Below are 19,634 nucleotides of genomic sequence, written 5' to 3'. Positions count from 1 at the left end.
ACCGGCGTTGTCGACTGTTTGAGGCAGACCAAATAACGACGTGCATTTCGGGCTTTGAAGCACAATGCACGCCGCCAGCAGGCTATTTAACAAAGCCTTTTTGCTTTAAATAATCAGCGGCTACTTTTTTGGCATCCTGACCTTCCACGGCAATCTTAGCATTCAGTTGCTGCAGCGTTTTCTGGTCGAGGGAAATAAAGACCGGTTTCAGCCAGTCGCCAATTTGCGGGTACTCTTTCAGCACGGCCTCACGCACTACGGCGGTTGGCGCAGAAACGGCCTGCACGCCTTTCGGGTCGGTGAGCGTTTCCAGGCCCAGGGCCGCAACCGGGCCATCGGTGCCGTAGGCCATCGCGGCATTAACGCCGGAGGTTTGCTGTGCCGCTGCTTTAATGGTTACTGCGGTGTCGCCCCCGGCCAGGGAAAGCAGCTGGCTTTGTTCCAGCTTAAAGCCGTAGGCTTTTTCGAAGGCCGGCAGCGCGTCGGAGCGCTCGATAAACTCGGCGGAAGCCGCCAGCTTAAAGGTGCCGCCCTTTTTCAGGTATTCGCTAAGATCCGCCAGGGAAACCAGGTGGTTTTTCTCCGCCAGGTCCTTACGTACCGCGATGGTGTAAGTGTTGTTGGCCGGGGCCGGCGTCAGCCAGACCAGGTGATTTTTGTCGTAATCCAGTTGCTTAACTTTTTCATAGCCCTTCTGGGCATCTTTCCAGGCCGGATCGTTTTCAGTTTTAAAGAAGAACGCGCCGTTGCCTGTGTATTCCGGGTAAATATCCAGCTCGCCGGAGGTAATCGCCCCGCGCACAACCGGGGTGGTGCCGAGTTGGACTTTATTCACGGTTTTTACATCGTGGCTTTCCAGCACCTGCAAAATAATATTGCCGAGCAAAGAGCCTTCGGTGTCAATTTTAGAGCCGACTTTCACCGATTCCGCCGCCTGCGCGCCTGTTGCCAACATCACTAACCCTGCCAAACCCCAACGTGTTGATATGTTCATAGTTATTCCTCGTTGTTCTTTACTTAAAAATCATGCAGTAAACAAAGAATAGCCGAGTTTGAATCGGCTGGGGAAAGCACTAAGCGGTATATGATATGCGAACTCGTTTGGACAGGCGGACAGCCGCAGGTGCCGGGCTAAATCCCCACACTTATTGCCATTTATACTTTTTTTACCCACCGCCTGGGCTTTTTTACCTTCTTTTTATACGCCAGTGAATATGCTCTTTTCGTCGCCGAGAGGCTTAGAAAAAGACCGCCATGAACTCACTCATTCACCACTCACTCGTTAAAAACATTTTTACGCTTTTCGCTTTGCCGCAGGCTTCATCCAATGAAGAATCCGTCGGCCAGTCAGTGGGGCAAAAGCCAGCGGCGGAGCGAGCTAAAGAGTTTGCCGAAGAGGTACAGCGCTACCTGCAGCGTCACCCCGACACAAAGCACGTTGATATTTACCTCAATGACGTCAACGGAGCTTTTCGCGGCAAGCGCATCGCGGTAGACAGCCTGCTGTCGCTCTCTGCCGGCTGCTATTTCCCGCAGTCCGTTTACGCGATGGATCACGAGGGTAAACCTTTTAGCCAGGCATCAGCCAGCGTGGAATACGACGAGCCCGACGGGCTTTGCCTGCCAGTGGCGGGGACGCTGCGGCCCTGCGCCCACGACCCGAAGCACAACGCGCAGCTGCTGTTAACCATGAAGCAGAGCGACGGCAGCGGCTACGCGATGGAACCCAGAGTGGTGCTGGAAAATGTCCTGCAGAAGTTTCATTACCACGGCCTGTACCCGGTCGCCGCGCCGGAAATAGAGTTTTACCTGGTCAGCAAAGCCCAGCAGGACGTGCCGGCCCAGGGCTGCTTTTATATGCCCGTCCCTTCCGATTACACCGCTTTTATTGAAGCGCTGGAGCAGGCCGCCGCCGATCAAAAGCTGCCGCTGAGCGGTATCGTCTGCGAAGCGGAAGCCGGGCAGTTTGAGCTGAACCTGAAGCATGGCAAAGACATCGTCGGCGTGTGCGAAAGCGTGCTGGCGCTACGCCGCCTGACCAGCATCGTGGCCGATAAGTTTGGCTATCAGGCCAACTTTATGGCGAAGCCGTTTTCGCACCTGGCCGGAAACGGCCTGCATTTTCATATCAGCCTGAACGACCGCAAAGGCGACAACGTTTTTGCCTCCCCGGCGGAAAATCTGAACGAAATGACCCAGCTCTGCCTGGCGGGGATGCTGCAAACAATGCCCGCCGCCGTGGCCATTATTGCCCCGCACGTCAACTCTTTCAGGCGGCTGCGCAAAAACCTTACCGAGCCGCTGTTCAGTTCCTGGGGCTACAACAAGCGCAGCGCCGCCCTGCGCATTCCCTGCTCTGACGACGGCAACCGCCGCATTGAGTACCGCCTCGCCGGGGCCGACGTGAACCCGTATCTGGCGATGGCCGCCATTCTGACCGGCATGCTTTACGGCCTGGAAAATATCGACAGCGATACCCTGAAAAATTCAGCCCTGTTTGCCCCTGAGCTGCCGCTGTTCCAGCACGTCGCAATCGATGAGTTTCAGCAAAGTCATTACATGGCCGAAAGCCTGGGGGAAGCGTTCTCCCGCCAGTGGGTGACCCACAAGCTGTCGGAACTGGCGTGGTTTGAAACTATCGTGACCCAGGAAGAAGCGGTGCTGTCCCGCTAACGCCCGTGTGCTCTTAACCTGAATGCTAACCTGAGGTGATGTATGTCTCGTCTTATCATGCTGTCTAATCGCTGCGAACCAGAACGCGGGCAGCGCGGCGATCCTCTGCTTCCGGTACTTCATGCCGTTCTGAAGAAACATTCGGGCCTGTGGTTTGGCTGGAACGGTGAAATAGCCGCAGGGAGCAAGCAGAGAAAAGAGCGTTTTTTCAGTCAGTCGGGCTACCAGCAATACAGCTGGGCGCTGACCACCAACGAGTATGACAACTTTTACCAGGGCTATATTCATCAGGTGCTGTGGCCGGTTTTCCACAATCGCCCGGATTTGATCCACTATAAAAAAGAGTATTTCACCACCTGGAAAAACTATAACCATGACGTGAAAGCGCGGGTGGCCGCCAAAATCGAGCCTGACGATCTCGTCTGGGTGCAGGACTACCATCTGTTGTTCACCGGCAAGATGCTCAAAGAGGATGGCTACACCAACCGCTGCGGCTTTTTCCTGCATCAGCCCTTCCCGCCAGGCGATGTGCTGCGTTCGGTACCTGAACACGACAGCCTGATGCAGGCGCTGTTCAGCTACGATCTGCTCGGCTTTCAGTCGAGCGGAGATGTGAATAATTTCCTCGCCTATGCGCTGCGGTTTTACCGCGTGGAGCGGCTGGCGGATAATCTTATTCAGCTCAACGGGCACATTATCCGGCTGGGGATTTTCCCCTGCGGCGTGGATAAAACTCTGCCACCGCTTTCGCACACCAACGCCGAAGCGGTGCGGAACTACCCTCGCCAGATTGTGATCAGCAACGACACGATCAGCGATATCAGCGGCGTGCACTGCCACCTGAATACGATGGAAACGTTTCTAAGTTCGCACCCGGAGTACCTGCGTGACGTCAGCCTTTTGCAAATTTCTGACGCTTCAAGGGGCTATTCTTGGTCGGCGCGGGATCTCTGCGACCAGCTGGAACACCAGTGCGCAGAAATTAACGCTCGCTTTGGGGATGCGACCTGGTACCCCATCAACTATATTCGCAACCATCTTTGCCACTCCGATTTGATTCACGCGTTTTACCGTAACGCCCACGTGGCGATGTTCACCCCACTTTCTGAGGGGATGAGTCTGGAGGCGAAAGCTTTTGTTCTCGCGCAGGATGCCGAAGACCCCGGCGTACTGATGCTGTCGGCCCTGACCGGCACGGCGGAACAGCTGACGGATGCGGTGTTGATCAACCCCTACGATGCCAACGAAGCAAGCCATGCGCTTTATTCCGCGCTGACGATGCCGCTGCACGAGCGGAAACGCCGCCACCAGCAGCTGCTGGCCAAAGTGGAAAGGTACGACAGCCAGTGGTGGGCCAGAGCTTTTATTGATTCGCTCAGCGCTGCGCCTGCCCCAGCGCCTGCCACAGTGATTCCTTTACGCACTTCCCACCACGGGATTTTTACGCCGCAGAATTTGTATTGATGGTTTCCGGTCAGGCTTATGGCAGCAAATACCCGTGATTATGCAGGGTCGGCTAAGGTCCCGTTCACTTCCAGTTCGGTTTGATATGCCATCACAGAGACGGTGAACGGCTCGGGGGAGCCACCGTCACTCCCCCGAGACCCCGGACTCCCGGCCAAATAAATCGACCGCTGAAGCGGCAGACCTCCGTTTTATCTCCCAGTCCTGGGTCGGCTGAGACGCGTTCCCGACGCTCTCAGCCTCCGGCCGCTCCCGACGTCCGGACCCTGGCCAGTCGGAGAGAAAACGAAGGCGATTTAAGCCGGAACCGTGCCTCGCTTTATACCCGCAGCCACACGGAACGTTAACGTTGCTTCAGGTCTCAAAGCCACGCCCTTGTTCCCGGCTCTCAGCGCCCCCGGTGATGACCCAACTCAGGCGGGGTTGAGCTGTCGGGAACAGCGAAAGAGAGCGATCGTCGGGAACGAATCGCGAACGACCCCGAATGTTTGGGTGATAACCGGTGGGTTTACCGCTTCAGCGGCGATGAGCTCGCCGGGCGCCGGGGGTTGTCAGGGGGCATGGCGTTGTATGAACCGGTCACATGGGTTACAGAACTGACCGGTCACATGGGTTACACCTTTCTCTCAATCTAACCTCAGGATACGGTGATTGATTCTGTCGTAATGCGCCAGTATCAGTTCACCAAATCCTATTTCGTCGCATTGCTCATTCAACGGTTTCATCCAGACCCACTCATTTCGTAGCGCTTCACTCAGAAATATTCGGGTACTGTTGAACCATAAATCTCCTCTCTGCGCGACTCTCAACATTCTGGCATTATCCGGGACAGGCATTTCTGTTCGTGGCCCCGTAAACTGTCTTTCCGAAGGTTTCCAGACCGAGGCCGGCGTTTTACCCTGAAGCGCTTTATGCGGCCTTATCTCGTTGAATTCCTTTCGCCATCTGTCAAACCATTGTTGCTGTTCTTCCAGAGAAGAAAATGAGCAATGTTGGTTGAGCGCTTCCTTCATTGTCCGGTGCATTCTTTCGTGACGCCCGTTTTCAGTCGGTTTACCTGGCCGGATACGTTCAGGAATAATGCCACATTTTAATAACCAGACGGACATGACACTCAACCCCCACACCCCATGTCCGGCAAAGGGTGCACCGTTATCAGTCCGTAATAATTGGGGCATGCCGTTTTCAATAAAAATGCGCTCGAGGCAGGAAACGACAAAGGCATTATTAGGGGAATAGGTCGCCTCACTGGCGAGGATGATCCGGCTGCAGTTATCCGTCAGCGTGAGCGGGTAACACCATTTCCCGTTAGCATGTTTAAATTTCCCTTTAAAATCAGCACTCCAGACATCATTGGGCTCTTTGACCTCATACAGAACATGGGGCTGTGTCGGCTTGAATCGAACAGGGGGGCGTGCTTTTACCAATCCATGAGACTTGAATATCTGGCCGACAGTGCTTGCGGCAGGGACACCGGGAGTATCCAGATTGAGCAGATATTGCCTGATTTTTTCTGGCCCCCACAGCATGTACTGCTTTTTAGTTTTCAGCAGCAACTGAACCATCGACTCAGGAATGGTGTTTTGATGATGGCGTGCCCTGGAACGGTCAGCCAGAGAGTTAACATCTTCGCCTGAAAAACGAGCTAACCACTTATAGCCCGTTTTACGGCTGATATTGAATCTGCGACAGGCATCGCTGACAGATAATCCGTCTACAAGGCATGCCATGACAAATTGCATTCGTTGCATGGTAACAGTCTCAAGCCAGGGCACGATAAACCTCCTCACTCAGTTTACCGTACCAGTTATAACCTGTTACCCATGTGCCCGGTTTAAAGTGTTACCTATGTGCCAGTTCATACAACGCCATGCCCCCTGACAACCCCCGGCGCCCGGCGAGCTCATCGCCGCTGAAGCGGTAAACCCAGCGGCTATCACCCAAACATTCGGGGTCGTTCGCGATTCGTTCCCGACGATCGCTCTCTTTCGCTGCTCCCGGCAGCTCAACCCCGTCTGAGTTGGGTCATAGCCGGGGGCGATGAGAGCCGGGGACAAGGGCGTGGCTGTGAGACTTACAGCTACCCAAACGTTCAGAGTGGCTGCGGGATTGAAGCGAGGCACGGTTCCGGCTTAAATCGCCTGCGTTTTCTCTCCGACTGGCCAGCCTCCGCGGCCGGAGGCTGAGAGCGTCGGGAACGCATCTCAGCCGACCCAGGACTGGGAGATAAAACGGAGGTCTGCCGCTCACGCGGTCGATTTATTTTGCCGGGAGTCCGGGTTCTTAGGGGAGTGACGGTGACTCCCCTAAGACGTTCACCGGTGCGGGGGCTGCATATAAAACAGGACTCAAAGTGAACGGAATATTAGCCAGTCTTTCATAACGCCTATTTATGACTAAGAGACAGCTCTGGACCGGCTTAATCCTCGAAGTACCAGTACCCCTGGTTAATCAGCGCCGTCAGCTGGCGGATAAATTCGTCATCCTCCACGGCGGCACCCAGCTCCGTTTTGGTCAGCCGGGTATAGCGGCACATTGACACGGCGGCGGCCTGATGGCTAACGTCCAGCGGTTCACTGTTGACGAAGAAACCCTCGCCAACCTGCAATACCCGCAGCCCGCTCAGGCGAATCAGCTCTTCTCCGCCAGCCAGCGCTGCGGCCACTTCTTCAGGCTCGTAGGGCGGCTCTGCAGATGCAATATCCAGCTCGTGCCGCGGCGTGGTCACAAAGCTGCCGAACCACTGGTTGAACGCTTCCGGCTGGCTAATCAACGCCGTCATCATGTCGCGCAGGCGTTCCAGCTCGTAGTTTTCTACTTTGCCAGGGTTTACGCGGCAGGTGAGATCCGGGTCGCTGTAGTGATCGCCGCCGAGGTCATTTTCCAGCACGTAATCGGCAAAGCTGCTGATTAAGTCGCGGCTGTTTGGCCCGCGGAAGCCAACCGAATAGTTCAGCGCCGTTTCATGGGTAAAGCCGTCGTGCGGGAAGCCAGGCGGAATGTAGAGGATATCGCCGGGGGCTAAATCTTCATCGATGATCGGCGTGAACGGCTCAACGTGCAGCAGCGCTGGGTGCGGGCAAAACTGCTTCAGCGGCAGCTTATCGCCCACGCGCCAGCGGCGGCTGCCCATCCCCTGGATAATAAACACGTCATAGTTGTCGATATGCGGGCCAACGCCGCCGCCCGGTACGGAAAACGAAATCATCAAATCATCCAGCCGCCAGTCCGGCAACACGCGGAAAGGGCGCACCAGCGCGGCGGCGGGTTCGTGCCAGTGATTAACGGCCTGGGCCAGCAGCGACCAGCCGGTCTCGCCGAGATTATCAAAGTGTTCAAAGGGGCCATTGCTGGCGTGCCATTTTCCCTCTTTAAAACTGACCAGCCTGCTGTCGACTTCATTTTCCATTGCAAGGCCGGCAAGTTCGTCGGGCGTTATAGGGTCGACAAAATTAGGCAGTGCGTTTTTGAGCACCACCGGCTTTTTCTGCCAGTACGTTTCCATAAACGCTGGCCAGTTGAAATTAAGTTGATAATCCACGGTTATTTACCCCTGTGCGGAAGGAGGCCGATTATAGAGAGCGGCGTCCGCCGCCGACCTTGTCATGGGTCAATCTGCCGCTACATTCCCGCTTTTTCTCCGGCCAGAAAACGCCGGGGCTATCGGTTTTTTCTGATTTTATTTTAACGTTCAACCGGGCTGCTGCCCTTGCTGTGGCTGGTTTTTTCTGGTTTTACACAGAGTTAAAGAAAATTTAGCCTGGAACCGGAACTGAATTCTTACCACTGACTAAGCGGAGAACGTGTTTGACTGTTAAGGGGTAACAGCATGGGATTAGGAATATCGGCTTTTATCAAGCCAGGGCGAGCCATTAGCGACCGTGAAATTACCGATTTACAGCAGGGGCGGTCACGCGCCTCAGCGATAAAACAAAGCAAAGCGCCGCCCACGCAAATCGCGTCGGGGTCACTGCACGCCGAGGCCGGAGCTACGCTGCCCCCCGGTGGACTAAGGCAGAGTGCGGCAAATACGCAGACGCCGCAAAAAGGAATGTTCAGCCGTTTTTTAGGACGGCATCGCAACGGACAAGATGCCGCGCAAATTACGATTCCCGCCACGGCAAGCGCTTCTCGCGCCAGCAGCCCAAGTCTCTATAGCCAGGCCAGCGCTTCTCGTGCCACTAGCCCAAGCCTTTACAGCCAGCCCAGTGCCAGTTCCGCCAGCGTTTATAGTCAGCCGGATGTGTCCGACCCGAACGCAATCCCCAGTAATGAAGTCGGAACGCCTGGCAGCCACTTTGCCGAGCTGCCGCTGGAGATTGAGCCTGAAAAAAACATGCTGCTGGAAACCCGGCTATCGCTCGATAAAAAAGGGCGGCTGGAGATCGATACGCCCGCAACCTCTGCGCCTCTACATGCCCTGATGGAAAAAACCATCGGCCATGACCGCCTGCGTTATCAAAATCACCTGGCCAGCGACGACGGCCATCAGCATGTTTTGCTGGATAAAGAAGGGCGGTTGATGACGCTGCGCAGCCAGCCCGGCGTGTTTATTGCCCTCAGCCACAGTCAGCAAAAAGTGGAGTGGCGGGAAGTACATCCTCCCCATCGGGGATTTATGCGCCGCCAAAGCCTGGCGCCCGCCGGGCAGCATCTTTCCTGGCACGACCGCCAGACCGTCGAGATTGGCGGTGAGAAAGTGCGTCTGCCGGAAACGGGCATCCGCGACCGCCTGACGGACAGCGTTACCGACGGCGACGGCACGCGTTACCGCCTGCACGACAAAAAACTCTTTAGCTTTGACAGCGCCGCCAACGCCTGGCAATCGCTCTCCGGCGAGGACGATAAACTCTCCTCCCTGTCGCGCCAGAGTGACGGCATGCTGTGGCGAGTGAACGACGACAAACAGCTTGGCAGCGCCGTGGGTGACACGATCAAGGTCAATTTTGAGCACAAAATCGATCACTATGCGGTAGGCCCGAAGCGCGATGCTCTGGTGCTGCTGAGCGACGACGAGAAGAAGCCGCAGGTGGCCTATGTGGCCAACCTGGCGGCAACCGATCCTCAGCCTAAAATGCTGACGCTGCCCGAGAACATGACGCTGAAGAAAACGGCGCTGCACGGCCCGCTGCTGTTTGCGCTGGACAACAATGGCCGGCTGCACTGCGGCGACAAACCTGATGCACAAAGCACGGCGCTGACCTTTGGAGAAGCCCGGCACAAGCCGCTGCTGGATAACATCACGCAATACGTGGCCGCGACCGTTGAAGATGGCGCGCGAATCGAAGATATGCTGGCCGATGAAACCGATCGCCTGCACCTTATCGTGAAGGATAAGTACGACCAGAAGCACGCCATTACCTTCCACTGGCACGGCGGCGACCTCAAGCCGCAGAGCAGCTGGAACCTCAGCGACAGCCTGGTGCTCGACTACCAAAAAGGGCTGCCGCAGGTCACGCCTGCCGCCCATGATGTGGTGGATCTCGGGCGGCTCGGCAAGCTGGCTTTGCACGACGGCAAAGTGCACTACTTCAACGAAACCACCGGCCTGTGGGCCGCTTCCGACGAAAAAGCGGACAAGCTGCAGTGCGGCCTGGACGGCCAGCCGTGGCTGATGAAAGACGGCGAGCTGAAGCGCCTCAAGGTCAACCTGAGCAGTAACAAAGTTGACCACGGCAGCAACGTCTTTGCGCTGCCGCAGGTGACCAAAAGCGTAAGCGCCGATCTGGCCACGGCCGGGTTGGACAAAGCCGAGAAAGCGCAGGCATTCACGGCGATCGACAGCCGCCGCTATCTGGCGGTGAACGAAAAAGGCGATATCGGCTTCCACCACATAGACACCACCACTCGCCGCAATCAGCGTGCTACCCAGACGCTCAGTCAGGCGGCTCTGCAGCAGCAAATTGAGAAGCTGGTACTCGGCAGCGCGGGGAAAGAGGATGCGGCAAAAGTCAGCGATCTCGCCCTCGGTGAAGACAAGCAGCTTTGGCTGTTAAGCAAAGAGGGGAGCCTGTTCAGCCTGCCGGAAAACGGCTGGAACAGCGGCAAAGCCGACGGGTTAGCGAAAGTCACTCTGCCGGCAAACGAGGACGGCAGCCAGCCTGAACTCACCGCGCTGCAAACCTCGGCTAAGGGGCAAGTCAGCGCCCTCGACAAGCAGGGCAATACGTTTGTCTTCAAAGCCGGAGCCTGGGAAAAAGGCGACCCGGCGACCGCGCCGGTGGCGGAACCCAACATGGCTCGCCAGCACTACGAGCGCCTGACGAAAGCGTCAAAAGACTGGCGCCTGCCGGGTACCGGGATCACCTTCAAACGCGAGGTAAACTTCCTCGGCCAGACCGGGCAGGACGGCAAGCAGGTTCGGACCTCGTTCCGCACTCGTCTCAGCACGTTTGTCTTCCGTCCGTCGCTGGAATGGCCGCGCCCGATAAAAACCGCCGCCTATTCTATTCAGCACCGCTACGCCGGGCGTGAAGGGTTGAAAGACGTCTACCAGCAGCAGGGGGATTTGACCCAGCGGCTGAAGGCGCTCTCGCAGCAGCCGGGCAGAGCGGCTCCGCGCCCAGGCTTAAGCCAGCGTCTCGAAATCATGAGCGGGGAAACGGCGCGCCAGTGGCAGCCGCAGGAAAAGGCGCTGCTGGAAGAAATGAGCAGCTTTGCACGCCAGCTTTCCGACAGCAGCACGCATTACTGCGAGCAAATCGGCCAGCACTATGGCGTGCGTGACGAACGCCGCCAGGAGGCCACGCCTTCTCGTTTTGGGCTGAACCATAGCCAAAGCGGGGCGCTGAACCCGTCGAGCAGCCGCCAGGATAACCTGACCGGGCAACTGAACGAATTGCTGCGGCGCTATCCGGCCGATAAAAGCAACCACGCCGGGGCGATTATTGCCGAGCTGGAAGCGCGGAAAATAACCCTTAACCACCAGAAAGAACAGGTCCCGATGGGGCGCCAGCGCGATATCCATGACGATATCGGGCTGGTGAAATCCAGGGTAATGCTGGACGTGCTGGCGCTGAAATCCCTGCATGATTCGGTGGATGAGCTGCAGCAGGCCTCGTTGCTGGGCGAACCTCAGCGTTCAGCCAAAATGACGGAAATTGCCGCCAACGTGGCCCGGCTAAGGGACAGCGAATGGGGCGGGAACGTGATTAAAACGGTCACCACTCAGGGCTTCGGCAACCACAAGTCGCTGGAGGCCAACTATGACGCCATCAAGGCAATGACCAAGGCGTTCAGCAAAGAAAACCACGGCGTTAACATCAATACCAAAACCGTGATGCAGGCGGAAAACCAGCGCGAAATGCAGGACAAAATGGTCTCCACCGTGCTCTCGCTGGAGAGCGGCGAAAACCTGGCGTTCAGCCGCACCTATGGGGCGTCTGCCACCGCCACGGTGGCGCCGGGCACTCAGGTTGTGGCGGGCGTTGGCGGCAAAGTGGGTGCAGATCGTGGCTACACCATGAGCTTTTCACGCGGCGATACGGGAATTAACGTCAGCTTCGGGCGCACCGGTGCCGTGTCGGCAACCGGCATCGTGGGCGTCGGCTACAACGTGCTGACCGACTACAACAAAACCCACAAAGTCTATCTCGACGGCGACCATAAGCACCCGCTGTCGCAGGGCGTTCGCCTGGGCGGCGGCGTCACGCTGGGCGGGCAGCTTCAGTCCCAGCACGGTGTCTCGTTTGAACTGGCGGAGCACGAAATCCCCGGTTTTATCGAACAGCTGAGCAGCGGCACGCTGGATCCGCTGGAGTTTTTGAACCGGGGTGCCAACCACAGCGTGAAAAGTGGCGCAACCCAGAGCTTCAGCGTGGACATCAACGCCGCCGCGCTGGCGAGCGTTGGCTTCCCGTTTACCGACAGCCACGAGAAAGATTTCCCGACCAGCGCCCGCCTCGGCGGCGGCGTCTATGCCAACACTAATCTGCTGGCGGGCAGCCGCGAACGAACGGACTCACGCAACGCCGAAGGGCAGGGCGTCAGCCACAGCGACCACCGCCTGAGGGCATTTAACCAGATGAGCGCCGGGGCTAACATCGCCATTCCGGTCAGCACCACCCTTCAGCCGAAGCACAAAGATCCCTTCTCGGTGGGCGTCGGCGTCGGGGCCAGCGTGCAGCTGTCAATCAACAACCGGACGACGCACAGCCTCACCGTAGACTTAAAAAATGCCCAACCGGTGGAGGGCGTTCACCTGGAAAAACTGATGACCACGCTGGGCAAGCAGTTTACCGACAGCGCCTCCACGCAGCTGCTGGCCAAACTGAAAGAGGAGCCGAAAGAAGGGGAACTGCCGATCTCCGTGGCCGATAAGCTCAGCCAGCTGGATGCCCATTTTACACGCTGGTATCCGCCTGCCGATAACGCGAAGGCGCGCCGTCCGCTGCTCGACACGCTGCAGCAGCTGACCGCCCGGCAGCAGCAGGCCGACTCGCTTTCCGTGCAGAATACGCAGCCCGAACCGACCAATGCCGAGGTGGATGCGCTTATCACCGGGCTACGCGGCGAGTTTACCGACCTCGCCAGCCGCCAACTTCTGGATGAACTCACGCCGGCGGAAGGGGCTCCACGCCTGCCGATGTCAGCCGGAGAGCGGCTGGGCAAGCTGGAAACCCACTTTGCCCGCTTTATTCCGCCGTCGCGGCACCACGAGCTGACGGGCAACGGCCCGCAGGCGGCGCTACAGTCGCTGCAGCAAACCGTGCGCCAGCAAAATGCGGTGCTCAACCAGCAGCAGCTGGTGAACAAGGCGGAATACCAGTCCACCTATAAGAACCTTTCGCGCATCGACAACAACGGCTTGTTCCACTTTATGCGCCACTTTATGGAAGGTGAGTTTTCGCCGAGTAACGCCGACCGCATTACCCAGATGATGGGCGAGGATTACCGGCTGAAAGCGCTCCTGCGCGGGCTGCAGGATAACAGCAGTTCCCAGGCGGTGGTCTCCCTTGAGCTGAAAACCAAGCCGCGTGAAAAGCTGGTCGACCAGTGGGCAAACCATACGGTCACCCAGGACTCGATTGTCGATCTGTTAAAAGATCGCGACAAACTGCGACTGAAATCTATCGCGTTTACCAAAACGCAGAGCAAATCCGATGGGTTCTCGACGCCGTCATTTTTACTCGGCGGCTCTAACGGCGTGTCGCTGTCGATGAACGAAAATCTGGGCACCATCAACTTTAGCTACGGCGATGACGACAGCGCGCCGCTCAGCTACACCGTGGACGGTGGCGTGGCCCAGGCAGAAAAAGAAGTGAAATCGGCGCTGCAAGACGCCGCCGAGGCGGGATTTATGGTGAAAGGAGGATAAGGAAATGACGATGCAACAGCAGCTTCAACAGTGGCTTGATGCCTGGGGAAAACAGCACAAGATCTCGCTGCGTCTGGAAGAAGGCGTATGCCTGCTGACGGATGCGCAGCAGCAAGAGGCGGCGGTGATTGAACTGCCGCCGGACAGCAGCGCGGCGGTGCTGCACTGCCGGGTAGGGGAATTAACCGGGCAGGATGCGGCGCTGCTGCCGAACCTGCTGGCGATGAACTTTGAAATGAACGCGATGCGTGGCTGCTGGCTGGCGCTCGATGGGGAAAATGCCATTCGGCTTTGCACTCAGTGCGAAATGTTTGTCCTGGACGCCGAGCGGTTTGCGGGTTGGTTAAACGCCTTTATCAGCCAGAGCGGCGAGGTCAGAGCATTTATTGCCGAGCTGCCTTCGCTGCTGGAGGCCGCCACGCCGCGCTGATATTGATAGAAATAAAAAACCGGGAAATGTCCCGGTTTTTTTATTGGCCTGCAGCCTCGTTGCTGGCAAACAGATCCTCTTCACGCCGCGCGGGCTGCTGCTTTTGCAGGATCTTATAAATACGCTGGACGTCATCCGCATAGCGGCTTCGAAGCTGGCGGCGCTTTTCCGACGGGCCGGTATTGTACATGCCGACGGTATTCCAGGAGCGGCCATACTGGCGGAACAGCCCGTGTAACACCCACGCGCCGGTGGCGATGCAGGTACAGGGATCGTGCAGCAGGTTGTCACGCGTCACGCCCAGCTGCTTCAACCGGCCAAAATGCACGCTGTTCACCTGCATCATGCACACGTCTTCGGTGTGGTTCGAGTTGGCGGCGTTCACCGACGAGAGACTAAATTTCGACTCTTTCCAGGCGATGGCCTCCAGCAATGCGGGAGCAATCCCAAAGGCATGCCCCACGCGGGTAAAGCATTCGGCCTGGGCGAGGGCCGGCAGGCTAAGCAGTAAAAGTCCCCAGCGCCATTGTTTAGTCTGCATCGCGTTATCTCCTCTAATTCTTACAGGCAATGTGTGGCGAAAAGCGCACTTGGGTTCCCATTTTTTGCCATGTAAGGAACTCTTTACCCCTGCTTCTCACTCAGTTGAACATTCCGGGCGTGGGTAAAACTAAGCGTCATTGCGCGGTTAAGCGGCGGCCGGTTATTGCTACTGGGTATCACTTAGGGAGTGTGTTGTATGCAGATATCATCAGGACCGGGCGGGTTCTCACCGCTTTTGCCGGAAAACCATTTTCCAGGCCTGGACGGGGCATCACCTGACTCACAGAACGGCAGTAACAGCATTACCGCCAAACTGCTGCTGAATAACGGCGGGAACACGCTGGCGATCCCGCTGGCGCTGAACTTTGCCAACACGGGGGCGGCAGACAAGCCTTCGGCGATTAACTTCGGCGACTCACCGGCCAGTAATAACAGCCCGGCAACGAACCCGGCGAATGCTTCGTCAAGCAGCGGCAGCGGTTCCGCCGACAGCATGATGCAGGAACTCCAGCAGATGCTGCAGCAGTTCCTGAAAGAGCTGATGCAGCTCTTCCACATGAACACCGGGCAAAGTAAGGGTGACGACGATTCCTCTTCACCGGCGAGCGGCATTGGTTCCGGCTCCGGTTCTGGCATGGACAGCGGCAGCAGCGATGGCGCCGGGGATGCTGGCCGTCCGCTGAATAACCTCGCGGCCGCGCCTTCTGGTGGTCCATCCGGTGCGTCCGGGCCGTCTGCGGATAGCCTGCCGCCGGGCGACACCAGCCTGAAAACGAGCGATCCAACGCTGCAAAAAATTGTTTCCCAGTTCGGGGGAGAATATGAAAAAGCCTCCGCTGAAACCGGCGTTCCGGCCAAGCTTTTAGCCGCGCTGACGATGCAGGAATCCGGTGGGGACGTAAACGCCAAATCCACCAACCCGGGTAACGGCCTGACCGACAGCGGCATGAACCAGATCAACCCGGACACTTACCGGGAGATGCAAAGCAAATACCCGGACAAGCTCGGCAGCGACATGAACTCTCCGGCCAACCAGATCATGTGTTCGGCGTTGATGCTTAAAGAAGGCAAAGAGAAATTCGGCAGCTATGATGCCGCGCTGCGCGCCTATAACTCCGGCGACGATCAGGTGAACCTGCACAACCTGTCCAGCGTCTCTTTAGGCGACCCTAACTACGTGAACGAAGTGAACAGCCACATGGCGAAATTCGCCTGATTGTGGAGCGGTAATTTTTGCCTGTTTCTTTACAAAATGGGGTAATTCAGTGGCCACGTCTCCAAAGAGGGTGGCTGCTTTTTTTAGTTACAAAGCAGTTTATTTCTTTGACAAGCTAAAATAGCGTGATTAATCGCAGTAAATGCGTCCAGGAATGTTCCCAATTAAACATAAATACTAAAAGTGAAATATATTTCAAAAAGAAAAGGGTGTTTCAATAGCGACCTCTCAATGTAAATAATCGTAAATATATATTATCGGCTTTGCGGATTGTGAGGAAATCCTGTCGGAGAATCCGTCGGGCTTCATACGTGAGTCGGGCAAAAATTCATTTTTTGGTCGCAACAGGGTAAAAAATTAACGGCCTGTCTATTTTTATTTAATTTATTCATTAAAATCATTTATTTAGTTTAATAGCGATATATTTAGATTCTTATTAATACATTTGGAAATATTCAGCGAATCTCACATTTTTTTTCAGTCGGCTTCACGAAATGAATCTCAGCAAACGCTATCGGCTGACGATTTTATTCCGCTCAAAACAACCTGCTATCCAGACATCGGAACAGTTAAACCTGAATTCTTATGTAGGGATATTCCTACATGAGGCTAAAATTTTGTCTGATTGTGAAACCGCGGCTCGGTGATAGGTTGTTCCTGCTTCTCATAAACAAAACTCATTTATTTAGCGTGCTACCGTATTTTATTCACGGCAGCAGGCGGCAATTATTTTGTGGTTCACGTTTATGGTTCATAAGTGGGACTCATACGCCAGACCTTGAATAAGCCAGGCAGCGGGGGATTTATGAAAGAAAACAGTTCGAATCATTGGGAGATAAAACATATTCCGGTCGATATCGACTTGAATATGCCGCGGTCCGCAGCCGCATTACCCGCGTCTGAAAATGTGCACGATGGGCTGGATATCTGGCTGCAAACGTTAGCCCCTCTGAAGGTTGATTTGGTGCTGGAAGGCGAAACGGGCACCGGGAAAGACACCTTTGCACGCCGTATCTACGACCATTCCGGCTGTCGTGGCGCTTTTGTGCCAATTAACTGCGCGGCGATCCCCGAAACGCTGGCAGAAAGTGAACTGTTTGGCGTGACGGCGGGGGCCTACACCGGCGCGACACATTCGCGTGCTGGCTACATTGAAAGCGCCAATAATGGTGTCCTGTTTCTGGATGAAATTGACAGTATGTCCCTGAGCCTGCAGGCCAAGCTGCTGCGGGTGTTAGAAACCCGCACCGTGGGGCGCCTGGGCAGCACGCAGTCTATTTCGCTTAATCTGCGGGTGATTGTGGCCTCGCAAAAGCCCCTTGCCCAGCTCATGGAGCAAAAGCTGTTCCGCCAGGATCTCTTCTTCCGCCTGACGACGGTCAAAATCTCGCTTCCGGCGCTGCGTGAGCGCGTGGAATGCATTATTCCCCTGTTCCGCCGTTTTGCGCAGGAGTCTGCTATTCGGCTGAATCGCCCAATGCCGCCGATGCCGCAGCACCTCAGCGAAGCACTGTTGATGCACCGCTGGCCGGGGAATATTCGTGAACTGAAAGGCGCTGCCGAAAGGTTTGTGCTGGGGCTGCCGGCCCTGGGGCAGGTGGCGCACCCGGAGATGCGTTCCGTTCGGCTGCGCGAACGCCTGCGGCGGATAGAATACAGCCTGATAGAAGATTGCCTTTCGCGGCATGAAAATCGGGTTGTCAGCGCCGCACATGAATTGGGTATTCCAAGACGAACGCTGTACCAGAGAATTAAATCTTTGACTGAAAAGGAAAATTAATTTTTTAAATTTCTTTGGAACTGCCGCTTACGCCGCGCCACTTAATCCGTGAATGACACAACATTTGCTGTTTAATTAACGAGGAGTAAACATCATGGCATCAGTAAACACCGGTAACAACGCGGGCGCAAGCAGCAGCCTGGCAGATAGCTTCCAGTCCCAGATGGACTCTATCGAAAACAAATCCATGCAGGACTCTCTGGACAAAGCTGAACGTGACCGTAAGAACGCCTACGTGTCCGGCTACCAGAACTCCGCCACCACCATGATCAGTTCTCTGGCACAGAACAAAATTTCCTTCTAATGCTAATCAGGGATTCGCCCCGGCGTGAATCCCTGATCTTCACTTCTGCTGGCGGAAACTCTCTTATGCACATTCTTAATCCTGCGACAGGTATGCCTTTGCCAGAACCCGAGTCTCTGGGCGCTGCATCCAGCCCGGCCACTCAGTCTTCCATCCCATTCGGCAACAGCGTCGCGAATCAAAGCGATGCCGCTTTCTTTTCAGCCGCGCTGCAGCAGCCGGAAGCGGCCTCGGCGATGGGCGGCGTGGGCGGGAAACCTGCCGCAATGTTTGAAAAAGCCTCCGGCATGTTCAAGCAGATGGAAGGCGACCAGAAACAGATGAATAACGTGCTGCGTAAAGCCGCGCGCTCCACCGATCCGCTGGTGCTTAACCAGGTGGACGACCAGCTCTCCAACTATTACCTGGAGAGCATGATGAACGCCAAGATTGTCTCGAAGAGCATTTCGGGGCTCGATAAACTGACCAACCTGCAGTAATCCATCATGCAACGACGCTGGCGAAAAATCCTGCAGCCCTGGCTGCTGGTCCTGCTGCTGGCAGGCTGCGACTCACAGGTCATTCTGAACACCGGCCTGACGGAAAACGATGCCAATGACATCATTTCCGAACTCTCGAAATACAAGATTGAAGCCGACAAGCAAATAGATAAAACCGGCGTCACCGTGCTGGTGGCTCAGGACAATATTGAACGCTCCGTCCGCATTCTCAACGCCAACGGGTTGCCGCACAAAGCGCGGACCAACCTGGGCGAGGTGTTCCAGAAAAACGGCATTATTTCCAGCCCGCTCGAAGAGCGCGCCCGCTATATCTATGCGCTTTCCCAGGAGCTGGAGTCCACGCTTTCACAGATTGACGGCGTGGTGGTGGCTCGGGTGAACGTTGTCCTGCCTGAGCGCGTGGCGCCCGGCGAGCCGGTGCAGCCCGCATCGGCATCGGTGTTTATTAAATACACCCCGGAGATGGACCCAGACAGCATTGAGCCCAGGATCCGTCGACTGGTCGCCGCGAGTATTCCGGGGCTTTCCGGGAAAAATGACGGGGCGCTTTCCGTGGTGTTTGTGCCCGCTGCGGCCTATCACGACCGCGTGGAACTGGTGACCTTAGGGCCTTTCCAGCTGACGCTTTCGCAGTATGCCACGGTCAGGACGCTGTTCTTCTCGCTGATGGGCCTGTTGCTGCTGCTCGGCGGGATCTTCACCCTTTTACCGAAGCTAAAGGCGATGAAGCGCGGTAAAAACTCAGGCTCGACTGGACTGGCCGTTGTGCCCTCAGAGCGGCGGTAACGCCAGTGGTTGCCTGGGACTACGCGCTCGCGGCGAACTGGCTTCGCTGGTGGCAGGAGGGATTCTGGCGGCAGGCGGATGCCAGCTGGTTCGGGCTGCCCTGGTTCAGCCTGGACGAGGCGCGACGCCAGAGCCTGATGCTTAAATCGCCGCAGGCCGTGCCGGCTATGCTGGCGCTGGAGGAGTCTCTGCCGGAAACGCCCGACGCCCGCCTGCTGGCGCTGGTTTCGCTTGACTTAGCCCAGCGCGAAACGCTTTTTGCGCTGGTGGCTGAGGTTTGTCAGCGTGGGAGCGGGGCGGGGCAGCTCACCGAATCTCAGCGGATCTGGTGCGAACGTCTAACCCGGGGGCTACGCCCCGGCGTCTGGCTGCCCGCAAGTCTTAGTTTTAGCGGAGAGCCGAGTTTCGCCGTGCTCTGCCTGCTGCGCCCGATTTTGACGCCAGCTGCCTGGCTGCGGCTGCGGCTCAGTTTCCCTCAGCCTGTGATTGTGCGATGTGAAGCGTGGCTGGCGGATGAACCTGTGCCGCTAAATCGCCTGCAGGCGCTGTGGGATGGCGCGATCTGGCAGGCTCAACGTTCGGCGATGCCAGCGCTGAATGATTTTTCACGGGAGCAATAAAC

General features: G+C 56.6%; 14 protein-coding genes. 10 read left to right on the top strand and 4 right to left on the bottom strand.

Going from position 1 to position 19,634, the window contains the following annotated elements; translation table 11 throughout:
* Positions 1-82 precede the first annotated feature (82 nt).
* Complete coding sequence (osmF, locus tag ACREYP_RS15860) at positions 83-994, bottom strand: glycine betaine ABC transporter substrate-binding protein OsmF (RefSeq protein WP_034808011.1); 912 nt, start codon at positions 992-994, stop codon at positions 83-85.
* A gap of 260 nt (positions 995-1,254) precedes the next feature.
* Between osmF and ACREYP_RS15855 the strand changes: the two genes are divergently transcribed.
* Entirely contained in the window at positions 1,255-2,673 is a 1,419-nt protein-coding gene (locus tag ACREYP_RS15855; protein WP_336819893.1) for a glutamine synthetase family protein, read from the top strand.
* Between the two features lie 42 nt (positions 2,674-2,715).
* On the top strand, positions 2,716-4,137 hold the full coding sequence (locus ACREYP_RS15850; RefSeq protein ID WP_336819892.1) for an alpha,alpha-trehalose-phosphate synthase (UDP-forming): 1,422 nt from the start codon (positions 2,716-2,718) through the stop codon (positions 4,135-4,137).
* A 626-nt stretch (positions 4,138-4,763) separates the two neighbouring features.
* Here ACREYP_RS15850 and ACREYP_RS15845 read toward each other — a convergent pair.
* Together ACREYP_RS15845 and ACREYP_RS15840 are read right to left on the bottom strand one after the other, a co-directional pair.
* Positions 4,764-5,912: an integrase core domain-containing protein gene (locus tag ACREYP_RS15845; protein ID WP_498880972.1), complete on the bottom strand. Its 1,149-nt coding sequence runs from the start codon at positions 5,910-5,912 to the stop codon at positions 4,764-4,766.
* A 644-nt stretch (positions 5,913-6,556) separates the two neighbouring features.
* Positions 6,557-7,678, bottom strand: coding sequence for a ribosomal protein uL16 3-hydroxylase (locus ACREYP_RS15840; RefSeq protein ID WP_008460962.1), 1,122 nt, complete (start codon positions 7,676-7,678; stop codon positions 6,557-6,559).
* 288 nt (positions 7,679-7,966) lie between these two features.
* Here ACREYP_RS15840 and ACREYP_RS15835 point away from each other — a divergent pair, with 288 nt between their 5' ends.
* Both ACREYP_RS15835 and ACREYP_RS15830 read left to right on the top strand, forming a co-directional pair.
* Positions 7,967-13,453: an AvrE-family type 3 secretion system effector gene (locus tag ACREYP_RS15835; protein WP_498880971.1), complete on the top strand. Its 5,487-nt coding sequence runs from the start codon at positions 7,967-7,969 to the stop codon at positions 13,451-13,453.
* Positions 13,454-13,457: 4 nt separating this feature from the next.
* A complete protein-coding gene (locus tag ACREYP_RS15830) occupies positions 13,458-13,883 on the top strand; it encodes a type III secretion system chaperone (RefSeq protein WP_008460964.1) in 426 nt (141 codons plus the stop codon).
* A 40-nt stretch (positions 13,884-13,923) separates the two neighbouring features.
* On the opposite strand, the gene ACREYP_RS15825 is transcribed toward ACREYP_RS15830, so the two are convergent.
* Positions 13,924-14,424, bottom strand: a complete 501-nt coding sequence (locus ACREYP_RS15825; RefSeq protein WP_008460965.1) for a lytic transglycosylase domain-containing protein — start codon at positions 14,422-14,424, stop codon at positions 13,924-13,926.
* 198 nt (positions 14,425-14,622) lie between these two features.
* Here ACREYP_RS15825 and ACREYP_RS15820 point away from each other — a divergent pair, with 198 nt between their 5' ends.
* From ACREYP_RS15820 to ACREYP_RS15795, 6 genes are all read left to right on the top strand, one after another.
* A complete protein-coding gene (locus tag ACREYP_RS15820) occupies positions 14,623-15,642 on the top strand; it encodes a lytic transglycosylase domain-containing protein (RefSeq protein WP_008460966.1) in 1,020 nt (339 codons plus the stop codon).
* An 805-nt stretch (positions 15,643-16,447) separates the two neighbouring features.
* Complete coding sequence (locus ACREYP_RS15815; RefSeq protein WP_008460967.1) at positions 16,448-17,422, top strand: sigma 54-interacting transcriptional regulator; 975 nt, start codon at positions 16,448-16,450, stop codon at positions 17,420-17,422.
* Between the two features lie 94 nt (positions 17,423-17,516).
* Positions 17,517-17,726, top strand: coding sequence for a hypothetical protein (locus tag ACREYP_RS15810; protein ID WP_008460970.1), 210 nt, complete (start codon positions 17,517-17,519; stop codon positions 17,724-17,726).
* A 65-nt stretch (positions 17,727-17,791) separates the two neighbouring features.
* Entirely contained in the window at positions 17,792-18,205 is a 414-nt protein-coding gene (locus ACREYP_RS15805) for an EscF/YscF/HrpA family type III secretion system needle major subunit (protein WP_008460972.1), read from the top strand.
* Between the two features lie 6 nt (positions 18,206-18,211).
* On the top strand, positions 18,212-19,012 hold the full coding sequence (gene sctJ, locus ACREYP_RS15800) for a type III secretion system inner membrane ring lipoprotein SctJ (RefSeq protein ID WP_008460974.1): 801 nt from the start codon (positions 18,212-18,214) through the stop codon (positions 19,010-19,012).
* A gap of 5 nt (positions 19,013-19,017) precedes the next feature.
* Entirely contained in the window at positions 19,018-19,632 is a 615-nt protein-coding gene (locus ACREYP_RS15795) for a hypothetical protein (protein ID WP_008460976.1), read from the top strand.
* Positions 19,633-19,634: the final 2 nt, after the last annotated feature.

The organism is Enterobacter sp. TMH.L2, from assembly GCF_050847315.1.
In the GTDB taxonomy this organism is placed as follows: domain Bacteria; phylum Pseudomonadota; class Gammaproteobacteria; order Enterobacterales; family Enterobacteriaceae; genus Cedecea.
This window is presented reverse-complemented; position numbering and strand designations above follow the sequence as displayed.

Coding starts and splice junctions, on each gene's coding strand:
- osmF (WP_034808011.1), bottom strand. CDS start 994: ATGAACATATCAACACGTTGGGGTTTGGCAGGGTTAGTGATGTTGGCA.
- ACREYP_RS15855 (WP_336819893.1), top strand. CDS start 1,255: ATGAACTCACTCATTCACCACTCACTCGTTAAAAACATTTTTACGCTT.
- ACREYP_RS15850 (WP_336819892.1), top strand. CDS start 2,716: ATGTCTCGTCTTATCATGCTGTCTAATCGCTGCGAACCAGAACGCGGG.
- ACREYP_RS15835 (WP_498880971.1), top strand. CDS start 7,967: ATGGGATTAGGAATATCGGCTTTTATCAAGCCAGGGCGAGCCATTAGC.
- ACREYP_RS15830 (WP_008460964.1), top strand. CDS start 13,458: ATGACGATGCAACAGCAGCTTCAACAGTGGCTTGATGCCTGGGGAAAA.
- ACREYP_RS15825 (WP_008460965.1), bottom strand. CDS start 14,424: ATGCAGACTAAACAATGGCGCTGGGGACTTTTACTGCTTAGCCTGCCG.
- ACREYP_RS15820 (WP_008460966.1), top strand. CDS start 14,623: ATGCAGATATCATCAGGACCGGGCGGGTTCTCACCGCTTTTGCCGGAA.
- ACREYP_RS15815 (WP_008460967.1), top strand. CDS start 16,448: ATGAAAGAAAACAGTTCGAATCATTGGGAGATAAAACATATTCCGGTC.
- ACREYP_RS15810 (WP_008460970.1), top strand. CDS start 17,517: ATGGCATCAGTAAACACCGGTAACAACGCGGGCGCAAGCAGCAGCCTG.
- ACREYP_RS15805 (WP_008460972.1), top strand. CDS start 17,792: ATGCACATTCTTAATCCTGCGACAGGTATGCCTTTGCCAGAACCCGAG.
- sctJ (WP_008460974.1), top strand. CDS start 18,212: ATGCAACGACGCTGGCGAAAAATCCTGCAGCCCTGGCTGCTGGTCCTG.